The organism is bacterium (assembly GCA_030690305.1).
Lineage (GTDB): Bacteria > Patescibacteriota > Minisyncoccia > Phycocordibacterales > JAGLPS01 > JBBUCK01.
On sequence record JAUYHB010000022.1, the window covers coordinates 28,068 to 42,988 of the forward strand.

The following is a 14,921-nucleotide window of genomic DNA, read 5'->3' on the forward strand; positions in this document are numbered from 1 at the left end:
CCGATGAAATACAACAAACTTGTGCGGGATAATATTCCCGAACATATCAAAAACAAAGGTGAAATGGCGCTTACCCACATTGCCGACGACAAGGAATATTGGCTGAAGCTTAAGGAAAAGTTATCGGAGGAAGTAAAAGAATTTTTCGGAAACGAGAGCATTGAAGAAATGGCGGATATTCTTGAGGTGATTGAGGCAATAAACACCTTTAAAGACTTCAACGGCAAAGAACTGTCCCAGGTGAAAGAGAAAAAAGCGGCAGAGAAAGGGAAATTCCAAAAAAGAATTATCCTTGATGAATCGTAAAAAATTTTACTTCCTTCTCTATTTTCGCCAAGTCTGTGAGGGTAAACCATTTAATGCGCGTATCTTTCTTGAACCAGGTCTTTTGTCTTTTTGCATATTTTTTTATCTCGCTTTCAAGCCTGGTAAGCATTTCATTCTTTGAAAGTCTTTTCTGAAGATACAAAGCAATATATTTGTATTCCAGCCCAAATGACTCAAGCCGTTTAAAAGAAAGCCCGTGGGCACGCAAATGTTTTACTTCCTCAGCCATTCCTTGCCCCACGCGTTCCAATAATCGGGTACGGATCTTTTTTTGTAGTATGTTGTTGTCTGTAGAAATTCCTATCTGAAGCGCATCGAATTTTGCCTTCCTTTTTAACGTCGGTACATGCCCCAATTGCTTTGCAATCTCGATTGCCCGAATCAAACGACGGGCATTTTTTGTGTCTATTGTTCTGTACCTCTTTGGGTCAAGTTTCTTCAGAATCTCGCCCAATTGTGTTACCGATTTTTTCTCCAAGTTACGACGTAATTTTACATTTGGTTTTACTTCGGGGAGAGACATATTATCTACTACCGCCTGGATATAAAACCCGGTCCCGCCGCACACAATCGGTAATTTTCCCTTTTTAATGATTTTATTTATCGTTTTTTCGGCAAGTTTTTTGTATTGAACAACAGTGAACGTTTTTTTGGGGGACGCAATGTCAAGAAGATGGTGGGGAATACCACCCATCTCTTTTTTTGTTATTTTCCCCGTTCCTATATCAAGCCCTTTGTATACCTGCCGTGAATCCGCGGAAATAATTTCTCCCTTGAATTTTTTTGCCAATTTGACGGCAAGTGCGCTTTTTCCCGAGGCGGTTGGCCCTAAAATGACAAGTATTTTTTCCATCACTTCACTCTAGAATAATCTCCAAATATTTGCTATCATCTCTCCTCAGGTCACGCGAAGTGCCTGACACCTTCATAATTGAAGGTCTCTCCCGGCACGCAAAGTTTTTTCAGGTGCTTCAAAGGCTTAAGAGCCTGTAAGGTCTTTCGACTTCTCCCTTTTAGGAAAGTCGCCTAAGCCTTAAAGCCAGGGACTAGAACGTCCCTGGCTTTTTATTTTGCATGCGGGTAGGGAGATATCTCACTTCTCGAAAACCCACGGTTTTCCGACGGGCTGCGCCCTGCCTTCCTACACGGGAAACTCCCGTTTCCCGACCCCTTCCCAGTTCGATTCTCCCTATGTAACTCGTAAAAATAAAATACCCGGCATAAAGCCAAGTATTTTATTTCTATGCGGGTAGGGAGAATCGAACTCCCGCCTCAACCTTGGGAAGGTCGCGTCCTACCACTAAACCATACCCGCGCTAGATGAATCTTATCAGTTTTCTCACTTTTTCTTCAACAAACAAAAAGCGTCAACAATGAAGTTGACGCTTTTGGATTCAGCCCTATTTGAGGGCTTCGGGAAGATAGGGGAAAGAAAGAGTTCCTCTGGGCTTTGTAAGCACGCCTTTCGAAAAATCGATGCCGCTCCTAATGGCTTCAAGAAATTTTTCCTTGTATTTCTGCGCGTAATACACCGGTGCCTCTCCTTCTTTCCGCTTGATCCGCAGATTGCCGTAGAAAGGGCTGTTGCATGCGCCGTACTCAATCAGCGCTTCCAAGTCGCATGCTTTGTACCCGAGTTCCACGTACTGTCTTTCAAATAGTTCCCAGGTTTCAAAAATGCTGTTGAATTTTTTCAACATCTTTCCGAAATTTTCAGGCAGGTCCCCGACCTTGGAATAAATGTAACTTACCACTTCCCCAAATCTGCTTCCCGCCTTCAGGTAAAATTCCTCCACCTTTTCCTCCGTCAGTGACTCTAAAAATTTCATATTCCCCCTCCTTTTTTAAGAACAAACCTATCCAACTTCTCTATTTAATAGAATAGCGCAAAACAAACTCCTGTCGAGTAAAAATCCCCGAAGGGATTATTATTTTTCGCGTCATACAACCCCGTATCAGGAAGATAGGAGCGAAGCGACGTAAGAAACCGCAGGTGTCTTAAGCGGGGGTCGGGGTTGTATGGTGCCGAGGGAGGGACTTGAACCCTCATGATGTTGCCACCGCGGGATTTTGAGTCCCGTGCGTCTACCAATTCCGCCACCTCGGCATACTGGTATACGTTACTACAAAGGCGGTGCCCTTTCAATTCGAAAAGTAAACGGGGTATGTTAAAATAGGTTATTACTCCGACCATGTCCAATTTCTACAACGATTCAATTTTCTGGATTGAAACCGAAAAAATAAAACCAAACCCTTTCCAACCGAGGCGTGATTTCGATTCGGCTCAGCTGGAAAGTCTTGCCGATTCGGTGCGCCAGTACGGAATTCTGCAGGCCCTTGTCGTGACGAGAAAGGAAGTGCCGATGGAGAACGGCGGATTGGCGGTTGAATACGAACTTATCGCCGGAGAACGCCGTCTTAGAGCGGCAAAGATCGCGGGACTCTCTTCGGTTCCGGCTCTTATCCGCACCGGAGAGGAAAGCGATTTGATGAAGCTTGAGATTGCCATCATAGAAAATATCCAGAGAGAAGACCTTAATCCAGTTGACCGCGCCCGCGCGTTCCAACGTCTTGTCGATGAATTCGGATTCAAGCATGGGCAGATAGGCAAGAAAGTCGGCAAAAGCCGAGCATATGTCACAAACACTATGCGTATTCTCTCTTTGCCCGTTGAGATTTTGGATGCATTGTCGGCGGGACAGATTTCGGAAGGACACACACGCCCCTTGATGATGCTTGAAGACAGGCCGGAAGAACAGACCACCCTCTTTAAGGAAATCATGTATAAAAAAATGTCGGTCCGGGAAGCTGAAGCAATTTCACGTAAAATCGCCTTTGACCGCATTCGAAACAAGGAATATATTCCCGACCCTGAACTTATGGAATTGGAAGGGAAATTGGCCGAGTCTCTCGGAACTCGTGTTTCAATCGAGCGCAAAGAAACGGGGGGAAAAATTCTTATCGATTTCTTCTCAAACGAGGACTTGAAAACCATTCTTGATCTTATCAACTCAAGCTCGACGAAACGTCCAAACGAAATGCTCAATCGCCATATTGCTTCTTTGGAAAATAAAAACAAGGAAGAGGTTTCCGGTGATTCCGTTGCCGATACGCCGCTTGATGACCGTTCTTCGGAGGAGAAAGGCGACGAAGACCTTTACTCGATAAAAAACTTTACCGTTTAGGGATTTTTTGTTCCGCTTTTTCTAATACCGTTTTAATGTGTCTGCGGGCAAGGCTTGTTTTGACAACCTCAAGCCATTTTTGTGTCGGCACGCTTGAAGGTTTAACGATAACCTCGACGATGTCGCCGTTTTTAAGAGACGAGTCGAATGAAACGAGTTTTCCGTTCACTTTGGCTCCCGCCATATGGTCTCCGATGTCCGAGTGAATGCTGTATGCGAAATCAATGGGTGTTGAATATATCGGCAAATCAACAACGTCTCCTTTTGGGGTAAAGACGAAAATACGTTCATCAAAAAAATCCGCCTTAAGATTGTCGATATAGTCCTCCTTTTCCGTTGCAAGAGCGGATTGGTATTCGGCGAGTTCCTTTATCCATGTCGGGATATCCGTCGCTTTTTCGCTTGATACAAAAGTCTCCCCGGCTGGCCCTTTTTCTTTCTTAAATAGGCGGGGAAGTAGTTTTGTAATCCAGGCAAACCACGCGAAAGCCGGATTCTCCCCTCCGCTGCTTTTTCCGAATTCTCCTTTATACGTGAGATGCGAAGCGATTCCATATTCCGATTCTTTGTGCATCTCTTCGGTTTTTATATGAACATCGATTATCGCTCCATCGCCGGTAAAAATCGTGGTATGTATCGCACGGTATCCGTTTGGTTTTGGGAAAGCGATGTAGTCTTTGATTCGTCCCGGAAGTGGCCGCCATGTCGCGTGAATGGTGCCGAGCACTTTGTAGCAGTCTTCAATCGTTGGAACGATAATGCGTATGGCAAGCACATCGTAAATTTTTTCTATGTTTTTTTCCTTCCGCACGTATTTTTTATACAAACTGAAAATACTCTTGATGCGATAATCGGTTTTGATTTTCGTGAGTCCCGATTTGGCAAGCGCTTTGACGATTGATTTATGAAATTTCTCAAGCCGCTGGGCATCTTCTTTCTTCCTTCCTTTTAAAATCGCCTCGATTTCCTTGTATTCCTTCGGGTGCACATAAGGAAACGAAAGATTTTCAAGCTCGCGTTGTAGTTTTCTGATGCCGAGGCGATAGGCGATAGGGGCGTAAATCTGCAGGGTTTCTTCCGCAATGCGGATTCTTTTGTGTTCGGGAACGTGCTGAAGCGTTTCCATATTATGCAATCGGTCGGCGAGTTTGATGATAAGTACCCGCACATCTTGAGACATTGCCACGAACAATTTCCTCAAACTTTCGTTATGCCGTTTGCTTCCGTGATAACGGATTTTCCCGAGCTTGGTAACGCCCTCAACAAGAAAAAGGATGTCTTTCCCGAATTGTTTTTCTATTTCCGATGCAGGAGCATTGCCGTCTTCCAAGACGTCGTGCAAAAGACCGGCGGCTATCGTTGTCGGTCCCATCCCGAGTTGAGCGAGGTTTCTCGCGGTTTCCGTCGTGTGGGTGAAGTAGGGCTCTCCCGAAAATCGTTTTTGATTTGCATGCACTTTTTCCGAAAAATGATATGCCCGTGCAACAAGGTCGGACTCCTCTTTCGAGGGTACAATTTTCATTGCACTTACGATTTCGGCAAGGGTAGCCATTGCCTTTTATTCTACGCAAAAGCGTTTGATACGCAATTAGCCTGTTTTTTCCGCAAGCTTATGCGGATTATGGTTTGGACAATTTTTATCACTGCATCGTTCCGGTATCGTTTTTGTACCTTCCATCATCAATGAGCTGCATAGGGGGCACGTGGTGCCTGTCGGTTTCGCCTTTATGGCGTATTTGCACCTGGGGTAGTTACTGCAACTGTAAAACGCGCCGAAGCGTCCGCGCCGTTCCATCATTTCTCCTTCTTTGCATGTCGGGCATTTGATTCCTGTCGTTGGACGTACCTGATTTGGATCGTCTTTAATAAAACGGCATTTGGGATATCTGCTGCAGGCAATAAAACGTCCGTACTTTCCCTCGCGTTCAACAAGTTTTCCCTTTTGGCAGTCCGGGCATATCTCGCCGGTTTCTTTTGCCGCTTCAACAACCGAACCATCCATGGTGCGCGCCCCTTTGCAGTCCGGAAACTTTTCGCAACTTAAAAATTTTCCTCCACGGCCGAGTTTAATCACCATTGCGCTTCCGCACACGGGACATCGCATACTTTTATCCGCTTCTCCGAGGGTTGTGATTTTTTCGCTGTTTTTTGATTTTTCTTTTACTTCTTTTGAAAATGGCCTGTAGAATGTTTTGAGTGTTTTTTCATACTCGCTCTCACCTTTGGCAATACTGTCGAGTTGGTCCTCCATTTCCGCGGTAAACGTGTCGCTGATATAATGCGCAAAATTCTTTTCCAAAAACTCACTCACCACTTCTCCGGTATCGGTCGGTTTAAGCATGCGTCCTTCCTTTGTGGTGTACCCGCGGTCAATCAGGGTTTTGATGGTGGAAGCATACGTCGACGGGCGTCCGATACCTCGCTTCTCAAGTTCTTTGACGAGTCCGGCTTCCGAATAGCGGAAGGGAGGTAACGTTTCTTTTTGTTCGTTACGCATTTCCGTCAAACTGAGATTTTCTCCTTTGGAAACTTTCGGCAATTCCACTTCTTCCCCACGTGCCCGCGTGTCGGCTTTAAACCACCCGTCAAAAGTGATATGCGAACCTGTTGTGGCGAATTCCGGGATATTCTCAATGGCAACGCTGATTTTTGTTCGGAGCATAACAGCGGGCTTCATCTGGGAAGCGACCGCCCGTTGCCAGATAAGCCGGTACACCGCTTTCTCCGCATCGTTTCCCCCCGCGATTTCTTTTGAAAAGTTAGTCGGGCGGATGGCCTCGTGCGCTTCCTGAGCATTTTTACTTGTCGTTTTATACGTTTGGGAAAGATGATAATTTTCTCCGTACTTTTCTTTTATTGTTGCGGCAATCTGACTTTGAGCCGAGGTGCTTAAAGCGGTGCTGTCCGTTCTCATGTATGTGATGAGACCGGCTTCATACAGTTTTTGCGCAAGGGACATTGTGCGCGACGGAGCAAGTCCCAGGCGGCTGCTTGCGGCCTGCTGAAGGGTTGAGGTGATGAAGGGTGCACGGGCGGGCCGTTTGACCTCGGTTTCCTTGATATCTGCAACCATCCACGCGGATTTTTTCCCGACTTCCAGAATTCGCTCGGTCTCTTTTTTATCGGTGGGTTCTTCGGCGCATGTGAGCGTGAACGCTTGACCTTTCTGCGTCGTCACATCGGCGTAAAGTATCCAATATGTATGAGGCTGAAAGGCGCGAATTTCCCGTTCACGTTCGGCAAGGATGCGTAAAGCGGGGGACTGCACGCGTCCGGCGGACAAACCGTAACGTACTTTTTTCCAAATAAGTCCCGAAAGGTCGTAGCCGACAAGACGGTCAAGCACGCGCCGCGCTTCCTGGGCTTCCTTAAGATTCATGTCGATTGGGCGCGGATGTTTAAGTGCGTCTTCGACGGCTTCTCTTGTGATTTCATGAAAAACGATTCGTTTGGGGTTTTTAAGACCGGCTGCCTCCTTCACGTGCCAGGCGATCGCTTCTCCTTCGCGGTCGGGGTCCGTTGCCAAATACACTTCGTCTGATTTTTTTGCAAGGGCTTTTATTTCCTGAATAATCTTTTCTTTCCCGTGTGGAATCTCATAATGGGGAATAAACCCATTCTCGATATCAATGGCTTTTTTTGCCGACTTTGGAAGGTCGCGCACATGTCCTACGGACGCCGTTACTTTAAAACTGTCGTCCAGATATTTTGAAATCGTTTTTGCCTTTGCAGGAGACTCGACGATCAGTAATTTTTTCATAATGTAAAGGGATTGAACCTTTGTTGTCGTCCCTCGTTCGGGAATAAAAAAGTTTTTTCATTCCCCTCACTCGCTAGACAATAACCCCATTAGTACTACAAAGAATTTTTTTTTGCAAATTAGAACATCTGCCGCTCTTTCATTTCAAACGGATTTCGCCGAGTGTTTCTTCAATGAGTCCTTTGATTTCAAGCATGGATAAAATCGCCTGTGCACGGCTTGTCCCCATTTTGCTTTTCCGTATCAAGTCATCCCGTCCAAGCGGTTCCCGAAGCAGTGCGATAATGGTTTTTTCTTCCGCCGAACAATCGTCATAATTTTTTTCTTTGCTGATTTCTTCTTTGAAACCAAGCGCCTCGCGCAAATCCGCCCCGCACGTAACGGGCGTAGCTCCCAGGCGGATTAAAAGGTGCGGTCCGGTTGAATTTGCCGAAAATATTGAACCGGGAACGGTGAAAACATCTCTATTATATTCGGAAGCCAACCGCGCCGTGATAAGCGTTCCGGATTTCTTTTCCGCCTCAATGACAAGTACGGCATGGCTTATACCTGCCATGATTCTATTGCGTTGAGGAAACGACCATACGGTCGCCTTGAAATCATCCTCGAATTCCGAAAGAAGCGCCCCTCCGGAAGAAAGGATTTCTTTTGCAAGTGCGCGATGAATACCGGGATACAAGACCGAATCCCCGAGTCCTGACCCGGGAACGGCGACGGTGGGGAGTCGTGCGGAAAGCGCCGCTTTATGGGCGATTGAATCGATGCCCAAGGCAAGGCCGGAGACCACAGTCACGGATAACCCCCTCAGTCCTTCAATCAATTCTTCGCATACCGATTTTCCGTACGGGGTGTATTTACGGGCGCCCACAACGCACAGGTATTTTTCGGTCGAAGGAAAAGTGCCCCGCAGGTGCAATTTCTTCGGAGGGTCGGTGATTTCCTTCAAAAGCGGAGGAAATTCCTTGGGAGTAAGAATAATGGAGGGAAATAGCATTTTTGTTTTGCTCTCTATATAATATGTAATACTACCAGACACCTATGCTTGATATAAAATTCATTCGCGACAACAAAGGCCTGATTGCCGCAGGCGCGCTCAAAAAACACATCGATTTTGATGTGGAAGCCCTTCTTGCGGCCGATGACAAGCGCCGGGAGCTTTTAAAAGATGTCGAGGAGAAACGAAGCCAGCAAAATGCTTTTAATTCAAAAATAACGGGAGCGAAAGACCCGGAAGAACGCCAAAAATATATAGACGCGATGAAAATTCTCAAAGCGGCGCTTGAAGGGGAAGAGAAAAAACTCAAGGATGTGATGAAAGACTGGCAGCACCTGATGCTCTCCGTTCCGAATATTCCCGATATTTCCGTTCCCGAGGGCGAAAGCGACAAGGACAACAGGGAAGTGAGAACGTGGGGGGAAAAACCGAAATTTTCTTTCACGCCGAAAAGCCACATTGAACTTATGGAAGCGCTTGATTTGGTTGATACGAAAAAAGGTTCCGAAATCGCTGGCTTCCGCGGATATTATTTGAAAGGGGACGGAGCGCTTCTTTCCTTCGCGCTCTGGCAATTCACGCTTGAACTTCTGACCGGCAAAGGATTTCGTCCGATGATCGTGCCGTCGCTTCTGCGCAAGGAAGCCTTTCTCGGAACGGGATATTTGCCGCAAGGGGAAGAAGACTTATACAAAACCCAGGACGAAACATATCTTGCCGGCACTGGAGAAGTTGCTGCCATGGGTTACTTCATGGATACGGTGTTTGATAAAAAAGATTTACCCATAAAAATCGCTGCATTTTCTCCGTGTTTCCGAAGGGAAGCGGGCGCGCACGGAAAAGATACCGCCGGAATCTATCGCTTGCACGAATTTTTCAAACTTGAACAAGTCATACTGTGCGAAGCGAACCACGAAACATCGGTTATATTTCACGAAGAAATTTTGGCGAACGCGGAATCTCTTATGCAGTCTCTCGGTCTTCCGTATCGTGTTGTCGCAAACTGTGGAGGCGACTTGGGACTGGGACAAGTAAAAAAATACGATATAGAAAGTTGGAGGCCGTCTCTTTCTTTGTACGGCGAAACTCATTCGGCCTCATATTTTCATGATTTCCAATCCCGCCGTCTCAACATCAAATACAAAGACGCCGACGGGAAAACAAATTTTGTTCACTCGCTTAACAATACCGCGGTGGCCACACCACGCATTCTCATCAGCTTGTTGGAAAACAATCAACAGGAAGACGGAACCGTCAGCATCCCCGAACCGTTGAGAAAGTATATGGGTGGCCGGGAGTACATCGGAAAATAAAACGACCATGTTCAAACGACGGGCGCTGCACTCGGTTCGCCGGGCGCAGAAAAGAAAAAAAGAACTGACAGCCAGGGTGCTCTTTATCGTTTTTCTTGTTGCGGCGATTTCCGCTTCCACTGTTTTTATTTTACGAAACGATTTTTTTCTTCTTCGCACGGTGACTTTTGAAGGCAATACGGTAACGACCGATGAGGAACTGACACGTGCCGTGTTTGAGAGTCTGAAGGGAACATATATAAGATTTATTCCGCAACAAAACGTACTTCTGTATCCCAAAGAAAAAATAGAGCCGTATCTGCTTTCCGCATTTCCGCGCCTTGAGCGTGTGTCCGTCCGTTTGTCGGGAACAGACTCGCTTGCGATTACACTCGCTGAGCGCGCGCCATCCGCCATGTGGTGCGGGGAAAGCAAAACAAATTCTGTGCCATGTTACTTTGTCGACAAGTGGGGTTTCATATTTTCCATTGCGCCGGAGTTTTCTTCTTCGGACGTGTATGTCAAATATTACGGGGCGGTTTCCGAAAGTCCTCTCGGGCAAACGTTTCTTCCGGATTCCTTTTCCCGCGTCGATTCCTTCGTCCAGTCCCTGCGGCAGATAAACCTTTCTCCGGTCACGTGCTCAATCGACGAAAAGGGCGATGGGGTTATCGCTTTGGAAAATAAAAGCGAATTGTTATTCAACCCATCGGAGGATTTGTCTGTGACATTTGAAAACCTGACGTCGTTCCTGCGGGAGAATCAAAAAGAATTTTCGCAAAAACCGTTTACCTACATTGATCTTCGGTTCGGAAACAAGATTTTTTATAAGCCCTGACAATTAACACAGGAAGCTTTGTAGACGAGGTATAATAAAAGTACTGTGCGTACCTTACTCGCATTTATTCCCCAATACCTTTTGTGGCATTACACCCGTGCCCTGCGGGAAATGTTTTCGGTGTTCGGGAACTTCATGTGGTTTCTCTACAACTATTTTTCCATTCCGCTTCTTGTAAAGACGTTTCTCTCTCCTTTTGAGCGTCTTGGGGAAGAATACAAAAAAGGTCTCAATATCGAAGCAATGCTCGGTACGTTCGTTATCAATACGATTATGCGTCTTGTCGGAGTGATAATGCGGGCTCTCGTCATTGTTGGAGGACTTTTCGCCCTGGTGCTGCTTTCCGCCGTATATGTGGGCGCATTTGCCTTGTGGCTTGCCATGCCGTTTCTGGTGCCGTTTCTTTTGATAGCCGGTTTTGTCGGGATATAGGATATGACATGGAAACAATTACAACAGAATACGCGTCCGTTTTATCCCGCGATTTTTATTGAGGAAATTTTTCCGAAAACTATTCGCACGTTTACGGTAATTATTTCTTCCATTGCTGTTCTTTTTCTTGTTTTTTCTTTTGCATTCGGTCTTAACTCTTCCGATGACACCGCGCTGCAGTCCATTTTTATTTTTCTTGCTATTTTTCTTCTCTCTTTCATGCTCCACGCGTTTTGTTTTTCATATACGCTTCGTGAATTCGGAACCGTGCTTCCCGAACGGGGAATTACTCCGGAGCGACTTTCCGTGTCATATGACGTCGCTTCGGTTGTGTATAAAACAAATCAGCATGATGTAACACGAGGATTCCTTTCTTCTCCCTGCGGTAGGGAAATAATGTCTCGCCTCGGTGTAGCCCCGCATGACGTATCGATGTTTCTTAAAACACGCTCATCGCACGTAGGGGGTATGGAACTTTCTTTCACCGACGCGGTAAGGCTAAGTGAATACGCGCGAGTTCTGTATTCCTCCGACCCCGATTTTTCCCGATTTCTTTTTTCAAAAAACATTCAAGAAAACGAATTTGTCGGCGCGGCCGCGTGGGTGGGACATATTCACGAACTTGTCCGAAGGCGGCAGCGTTGGTGGGGCAAAGAACATCTCGGGCGCATCAAGGGCATCGGTAAAGATTGGTCATACGGTAAAACGTATGCGCTTGACCGATACGCGCGTGGAGTGGCTCCCGTATCGGGAAACGAATCCCGTTACGGTGAAGAAATAAAGGCACTTGAAACCATTCTCTCGCGTTCTCAGGAAGCGAATGCTTTGCTTATCGGTGAAGAGGGTATGGGGAAAATGGAAGTTGTCGGCTTGCTTGAAGGAAGACTTGAAAACAAAACCGTTTTTCCTCCTCTTGAACATAAGCGCATGGTCATACTCGACACCGGGGCTTTGATCGCGGTCAATGGAGACAAGGCGAGCTTTGAAGGAGAAATAATTAAAATTTTTCGCCAATCGGTTAAAGCGGGCAACATCATTCTTGTCATTCCCGACTTTCCTTCTTTTATTAAAAACGCGATTTCCCTGGGAAGTGATGCCATTGCTTTGATGGACCCGTACATTGCGTCTCCGGACATTCAAGTCATCGCCCTTTCCGGACTGTCTCAATTTCACCAAGTGGTTGAACGTGACAGCCGCATCTCCCGCCGATTTGAAACGATTCTCGTGAAAGAAAGCAGTGGCGCGGGTATCGTGCGGCTTCTCGAAGAAAAAATCATTGAGGTGGAAAAAGAAGAAAAAATCGGTTTTACATACCAGGCCCTTTCCACGCTCGTGCGGGGCGTTGAGCGATACATAACGGATGGCATTCTCTCGGAAAAAGCACTCGACCTTCTGTATGAAATAGTTCCGACGGTCAAACGCTCCGGAAAAAAAGTCGTTGAAGAAAAAGACGTACTTGCCCTCATTGAAGAAAAGACGGGAATCCCGACGGGAGAAATCGGCATTAAAGAACGTGAGCACCTCAAAAAATTGGAAACCCTTCTTCATAAGCGCATTGTGGGCCAGGACATCGCGGTCTCTGCCGTCTCTTCCGCAATGAAGCGTGCCCGTTCGGGCATCATCAATCCCGACAGACCAACGGGCTCGTTTCTGTTCCTCGGTCCCACTGGTGTTGGTAAAACGGAAACCGCCAAGGCACTTGCCGAAGTCTTTTTCGGCGATGAAAACAAAATGACGCGTCTTGATATGTCCGAATACAACGGGGGGGACGCGCTCGACAAACTTATCGGTTCGTTCACGACGGGAACCGCGGGCGTTCTTTCATCCCTGATTCGAGAACGGCCGTACGGCGTGCTTTTGCTTGATGAGTTTGAAAAAGCCCACAACGAAGTGCACGATTTGTTTCTGCAAATTCTTGATGAGGGAATGTTTTCCGACATGTTTGGCAAGCGGATAAACGCAAGAAATCTTATCATTATCGCGACCTCAAATGCCGGTAGCGATATTATTTGGAATTTGATGAAAGAAGGGAAGCGTCTTGTGGACGAAAAGGATTCGATTATCGACACGCTTATCCAAAACAAATTGTTCCGTCCCGAACTCCTCAACCGCTTTGACGCCATTGTTTTGTTCCATCCGCTTGAACGGGAACATTTGGAAAAAATCGGCGGGCTCATGCTTCAAAAGTTACGCAAGCGTTTGTACGAACAGGGAATAGACCTTGTCATTACTCCGATTCTCATCGATTACCTTGTGCAAAAAGGAAGCGACCCGAAATTCGGAGCACGGCCTCTCAACCGTGCCATGCAGGAAAAAATAGAAAAAGTCATTGCTGAAAAAATGATAGCGGGCACATTGCCGCCCGGCTCGAAGATTGAATTGACCGAGCAAGACCTCCTCTAAAAAACCTTGCTTTAAGCACCTTTTTGTGTTATAAAGCGAGACAGATTTTTGTTTTTGAAAACCACATCAAGGAGGGAAATATGTCCTACATGAGAAACATTTTGGAAAGAGCACCCGTAGTCAGACGCGGTGGAAAGGTTAAAAGTTTTGGGAAATTTCTTAAAGTGGTACAGATGTCCTGGAGCTTCATGCGTTTTGGTAAAGAGGAAACAATGAAAGGGGCTAAACTTGCCCGCGCGTTGTGCGACTTGGAGATCGACCCTTTCACCGAAAGGTCTGTCGACAATTACAGGCACATACGAATCGTCAACCTCTTTTCGAAACTGCGCGATGCCGGCGTCATTAAATACTGGCAACCTTCATACGAGGTCAAATCAACGGTGTACCCAGACAGGTTTACGCGGGTGGGTGAATTCTCCGCCTTTGTGGAGAAAATAAAACCCCGTCTGCCTGGTGCGAAGTTTGTTGTAGAAGAAGTCCGGATGGGGGATTTGACCGTCATTCAATTATTTTTCGTAGCGTATGGAAGCAAGAAATTTTGCCTCGAAGCATGCGAAGAATTGAAAGAACTCAGGCAGGTGCTTGAGTCAAAAAAAGTGGAACTTTAATGTCTGTTACAAAACCCCGTCAGCCTAAGGCTAACGGGGTTTTTCTTTTGTAAAAATTTTTTTGTGCTATAAATAGGGGAGAAACGACGTTCTTTACAATGAAAGGAGGGGATTATGTCTCATCCGAAAGACCTGTTGGAAAGAAAGTGTCTTTCCGAGTACTGCCAGACGGTGCATGGCTATGCGAAAGTGAAAGAAGGTGTAAAGATTTTTTTCCACCTGCTTTTCTTTGGACCCCGAGCTGTTTCCGATGGTGTCGAGCTTGTCCGCGGACTCACCGATTTAAAAGTGCACATACTGACGTTTGAGTCGGTGGAAAAATACAAAGAGGCGCTCATTGAAAATTTTTTCGATGGCGCGAAAACGCTTGACTTATACGCGGAGCACAAGTATCCGCAGCCGGAAGAGACGTTCAGTCGCATTGAAGACATGATATGCGACTATTTTCCCGAACCTCTCAAGACGATAAGAACATCCCTTCCGAAAGCAAAATTTCTTATTGAAACACTTGAAATGTTCGGTACCCCGCTCACCAGTCTTCTTCTCATCGCTCAGGGCGATAAAAAGTTTTATCTTCATGTTTTTGAAGAGGAACTCATGGTTCAGAGAGTGGTAAGCCGTGCTTCCGGTCATATTGCCCCGTCTTTTTAGGAAGGCGGGGTTTTTTATATTAAGGAATTCTATCTTTTCTTTTCGTTTTCTTGACATAATTTTAGGGTATGCTATAATTAATGTTGTAAAGCTCTTTGCAACCCACTTTTCAGGAAAGGAGGCTCAACTCCATGGCGAAAGTCAATCGCGCGAAAAAGCGTAACCGAAAGAAACCATTGACCCGATCGTGATCGCGTCCCGGCCAGCTCCCAAGCAATAGTGCTTGGGAGTAATCTTCCAGACGAAAGGTCGTCTATGCCATTCTTCTGACGCAAAAAGTTGGAACTTCTTTTCCTCTCAATATAAGTTAAGGGGAAGCCACGGAGGGCCTGTCTCATTTTTTGAGACAGGCCCTATTTTTATACTTCGGAACTTATTGTAATGTTATTGTGATTGCGGAGAATACCCCGACGGCTTGCCGCGGGGATGAA

The 14,921-nt window shown here is 46.3% G+C and carries 13 protein-coding genes and 2 tRNA genes; 8 read left to right on the forward strand and 7 right to left on the reverse strand.

Going from position 1 to position 14,921, the window contains the following annotated elements; all coding sequences use genetic code 11:
• Positions 1-3: 3 nt before the first annotated feature.
• A complete protein-coding gene (locus tag Q8O71_02850) occupies positions 4-306 on the forward strand; it encodes a nucleoside triphosphate pyrophosphohydrolase (GenBank protein ID MDP2705304.1) in 303 nt (100 codons plus the stop codon).
• Here the strand turns inward: Q8O71_02850 and miaA are convergent.
• The 4 genes from miaA to Q8O71_02870 form a co-directional block, all read right to left on the reverse strand.
• Complete coding sequence (gene miaA / locus Q8O71_02855) at positions 287-1,180, reverse strand: tRNA (adenosine(37)-N6)-dimethylallyltransferase MiaA (protein MDP2705305.1); 894 nt, start codon at positions 1,178-1,180, stop codon at positions 287-289. The genes Q8O71_02850 and miaA overlap by 20 nt on opposite strands.
• A gap of 391 nt (positions 1,181-1,571) precedes the next feature.
• Positions 1,572-1,642: transfer RNA gene (locus tag Q8O71_02860), tRNA-Gly, on the reverse strand.
• A gap of 85 nt (positions 1,643-1,727) precedes the next feature.
• Positions 1,728-2,156 carry a hypothetical protein gene (locus Q8O71_02865; protein ID MDP2705306.1) on the reverse strand — a complete coding sequence of 143 codons (429 nt, stop codon included), beginning with the start codon at positions 2,154-2,156 and terminating at the stop codon, positions 1,728-1,730.
• A 191-nt stretch (positions 2,157-2,347) separates the two neighbouring features.
• Positions 2,348-2,434 (reverse strand) — tRNA-Leu (locus Q8O71_02870).
• A gap of 85 nt (positions 2,435-2,519) precedes the next feature.
• Between Q8O71_02870 and Q8O71_02875 the strand changes: the two genes are divergently transcribed.
• Positions 2,520-3,512: a ParB/RepB/Spo0J family partition protein gene (locus tag Q8O71_02875; GenBank protein ID MDP2705307.1), complete on the forward strand. Its 993-nt coding sequence runs from the start codon at positions 2,520-2,522 to the stop codon at positions 3,510-3,512.
• Here the strand turns inward: Q8O71_02875 and Q8O71_02880 are convergent.
• From Q8O71_02880 to dprA, 3 genes are all read right to left on the reverse strand, one after another.
• Positions 3,502-5,064: an HD domain-containing protein gene (locus Q8O71_02880; protein ID MDP2705308.1), complete on the reverse strand. Its 1,563-nt coding sequence runs from the start codon at positions 5,062-5,064 to the stop codon at positions 3,502-3,504. The genes Q8O71_02875 and Q8O71_02880 overlap by 11 nt on opposite strands.
• Before the next feature lie 36 nt (positions 5,065-5,100).
• Complete coding sequence (gene topA / locus Q8O71_02885; GenBank protein ID MDP2705309.1) at positions 5,101-7,272, reverse strand: type I DNA topoisomerase; 2,172 nt, start codon at positions 7,270-7,272, stop codon at positions 5,101-5,103.
• Between the two features lie 139 nt (positions 7,273-7,411).
• Complete coding sequence (gene dprA, locus Q8O71_02890; GenBank protein ID MDP2705310.1) at positions 7,412-8,266, reverse strand: DNA-processing protein DprA; 855 nt, start codon at positions 8,264-8,266, stop codon at positions 7,412-7,414.
• Positions 8,267-8,310: 44 nt separating this feature from the next.
• Here dprA and serS point away from each other — a divergent pair, with 44 nt between their 5' ends.
• From serS to Q8O71_02920, 6 genes are all read left to right on the forward strand, one after another.
• Complete coding sequence (serS, locus tag Q8O71_02895; protein MDP2705311.1) at positions 8,311-9,579, forward strand: serine--tRNA ligase; 1,269 nt, start codon at positions 8,311-8,313, stop codon at positions 9,577-9,579.
• Positions 9,580-9,586: 7 nt separating this feature from the next.
• Positions 9,587-10,396: an FtsQ-type POTRA domain-containing protein gene (locus Q8O71_02900; protein MDP2705312.1), complete on the forward strand. Its 810-nt coding sequence runs from the start codon at positions 9,587-9,589 to the stop codon at positions 10,394-10,396.
• Positions 10,397-10,441: 45 nt separating this feature from the next.
• Positions 10,442-10,828: a hypothetical protein gene (locus Q8O71_02905; protein ID MDP2705313.1), complete on the forward strand. Its 387-nt coding sequence runs from the start codon at positions 10,442-10,444 to the stop codon at positions 10,826-10,828.
• Positions 10,829-10,831: 3 nt separating this feature from the next.
• Positions 10,832-13,231 (forward strand): ATP-dependent Clp protease ATP-binding subunit, encoded by a 2,400-nt coding sequence (locus tag Q8O71_02910; protein MDP2705314.1) that lies wholly within the window; start codon positions 10,832-10,834, stop codon positions 13,229-13,231.
• A gap of 80 nt (positions 13,232-13,311) precedes the next feature.
• Entirely contained in the window at positions 13,312-13,839 is a 528-nt protein-coding gene (locus Q8O71_02915; protein ID MDP2705315.1) for a hypothetical protein, read from the forward strand.
• Between the two features lie 114 nt (positions 13,840-13,953).
• Positions 13,954-14,490 (forward strand): hypothetical protein, encoded by a 537-nt coding sequence (locus Q8O71_02920; protein ID MDP2705316.1) that lies wholly within the window; start codon positions 13,954-13,956, stop codon positions 14,488-14,490.
• Positions 14,491-14,921 lie beyond the last annotated feature (431 nt).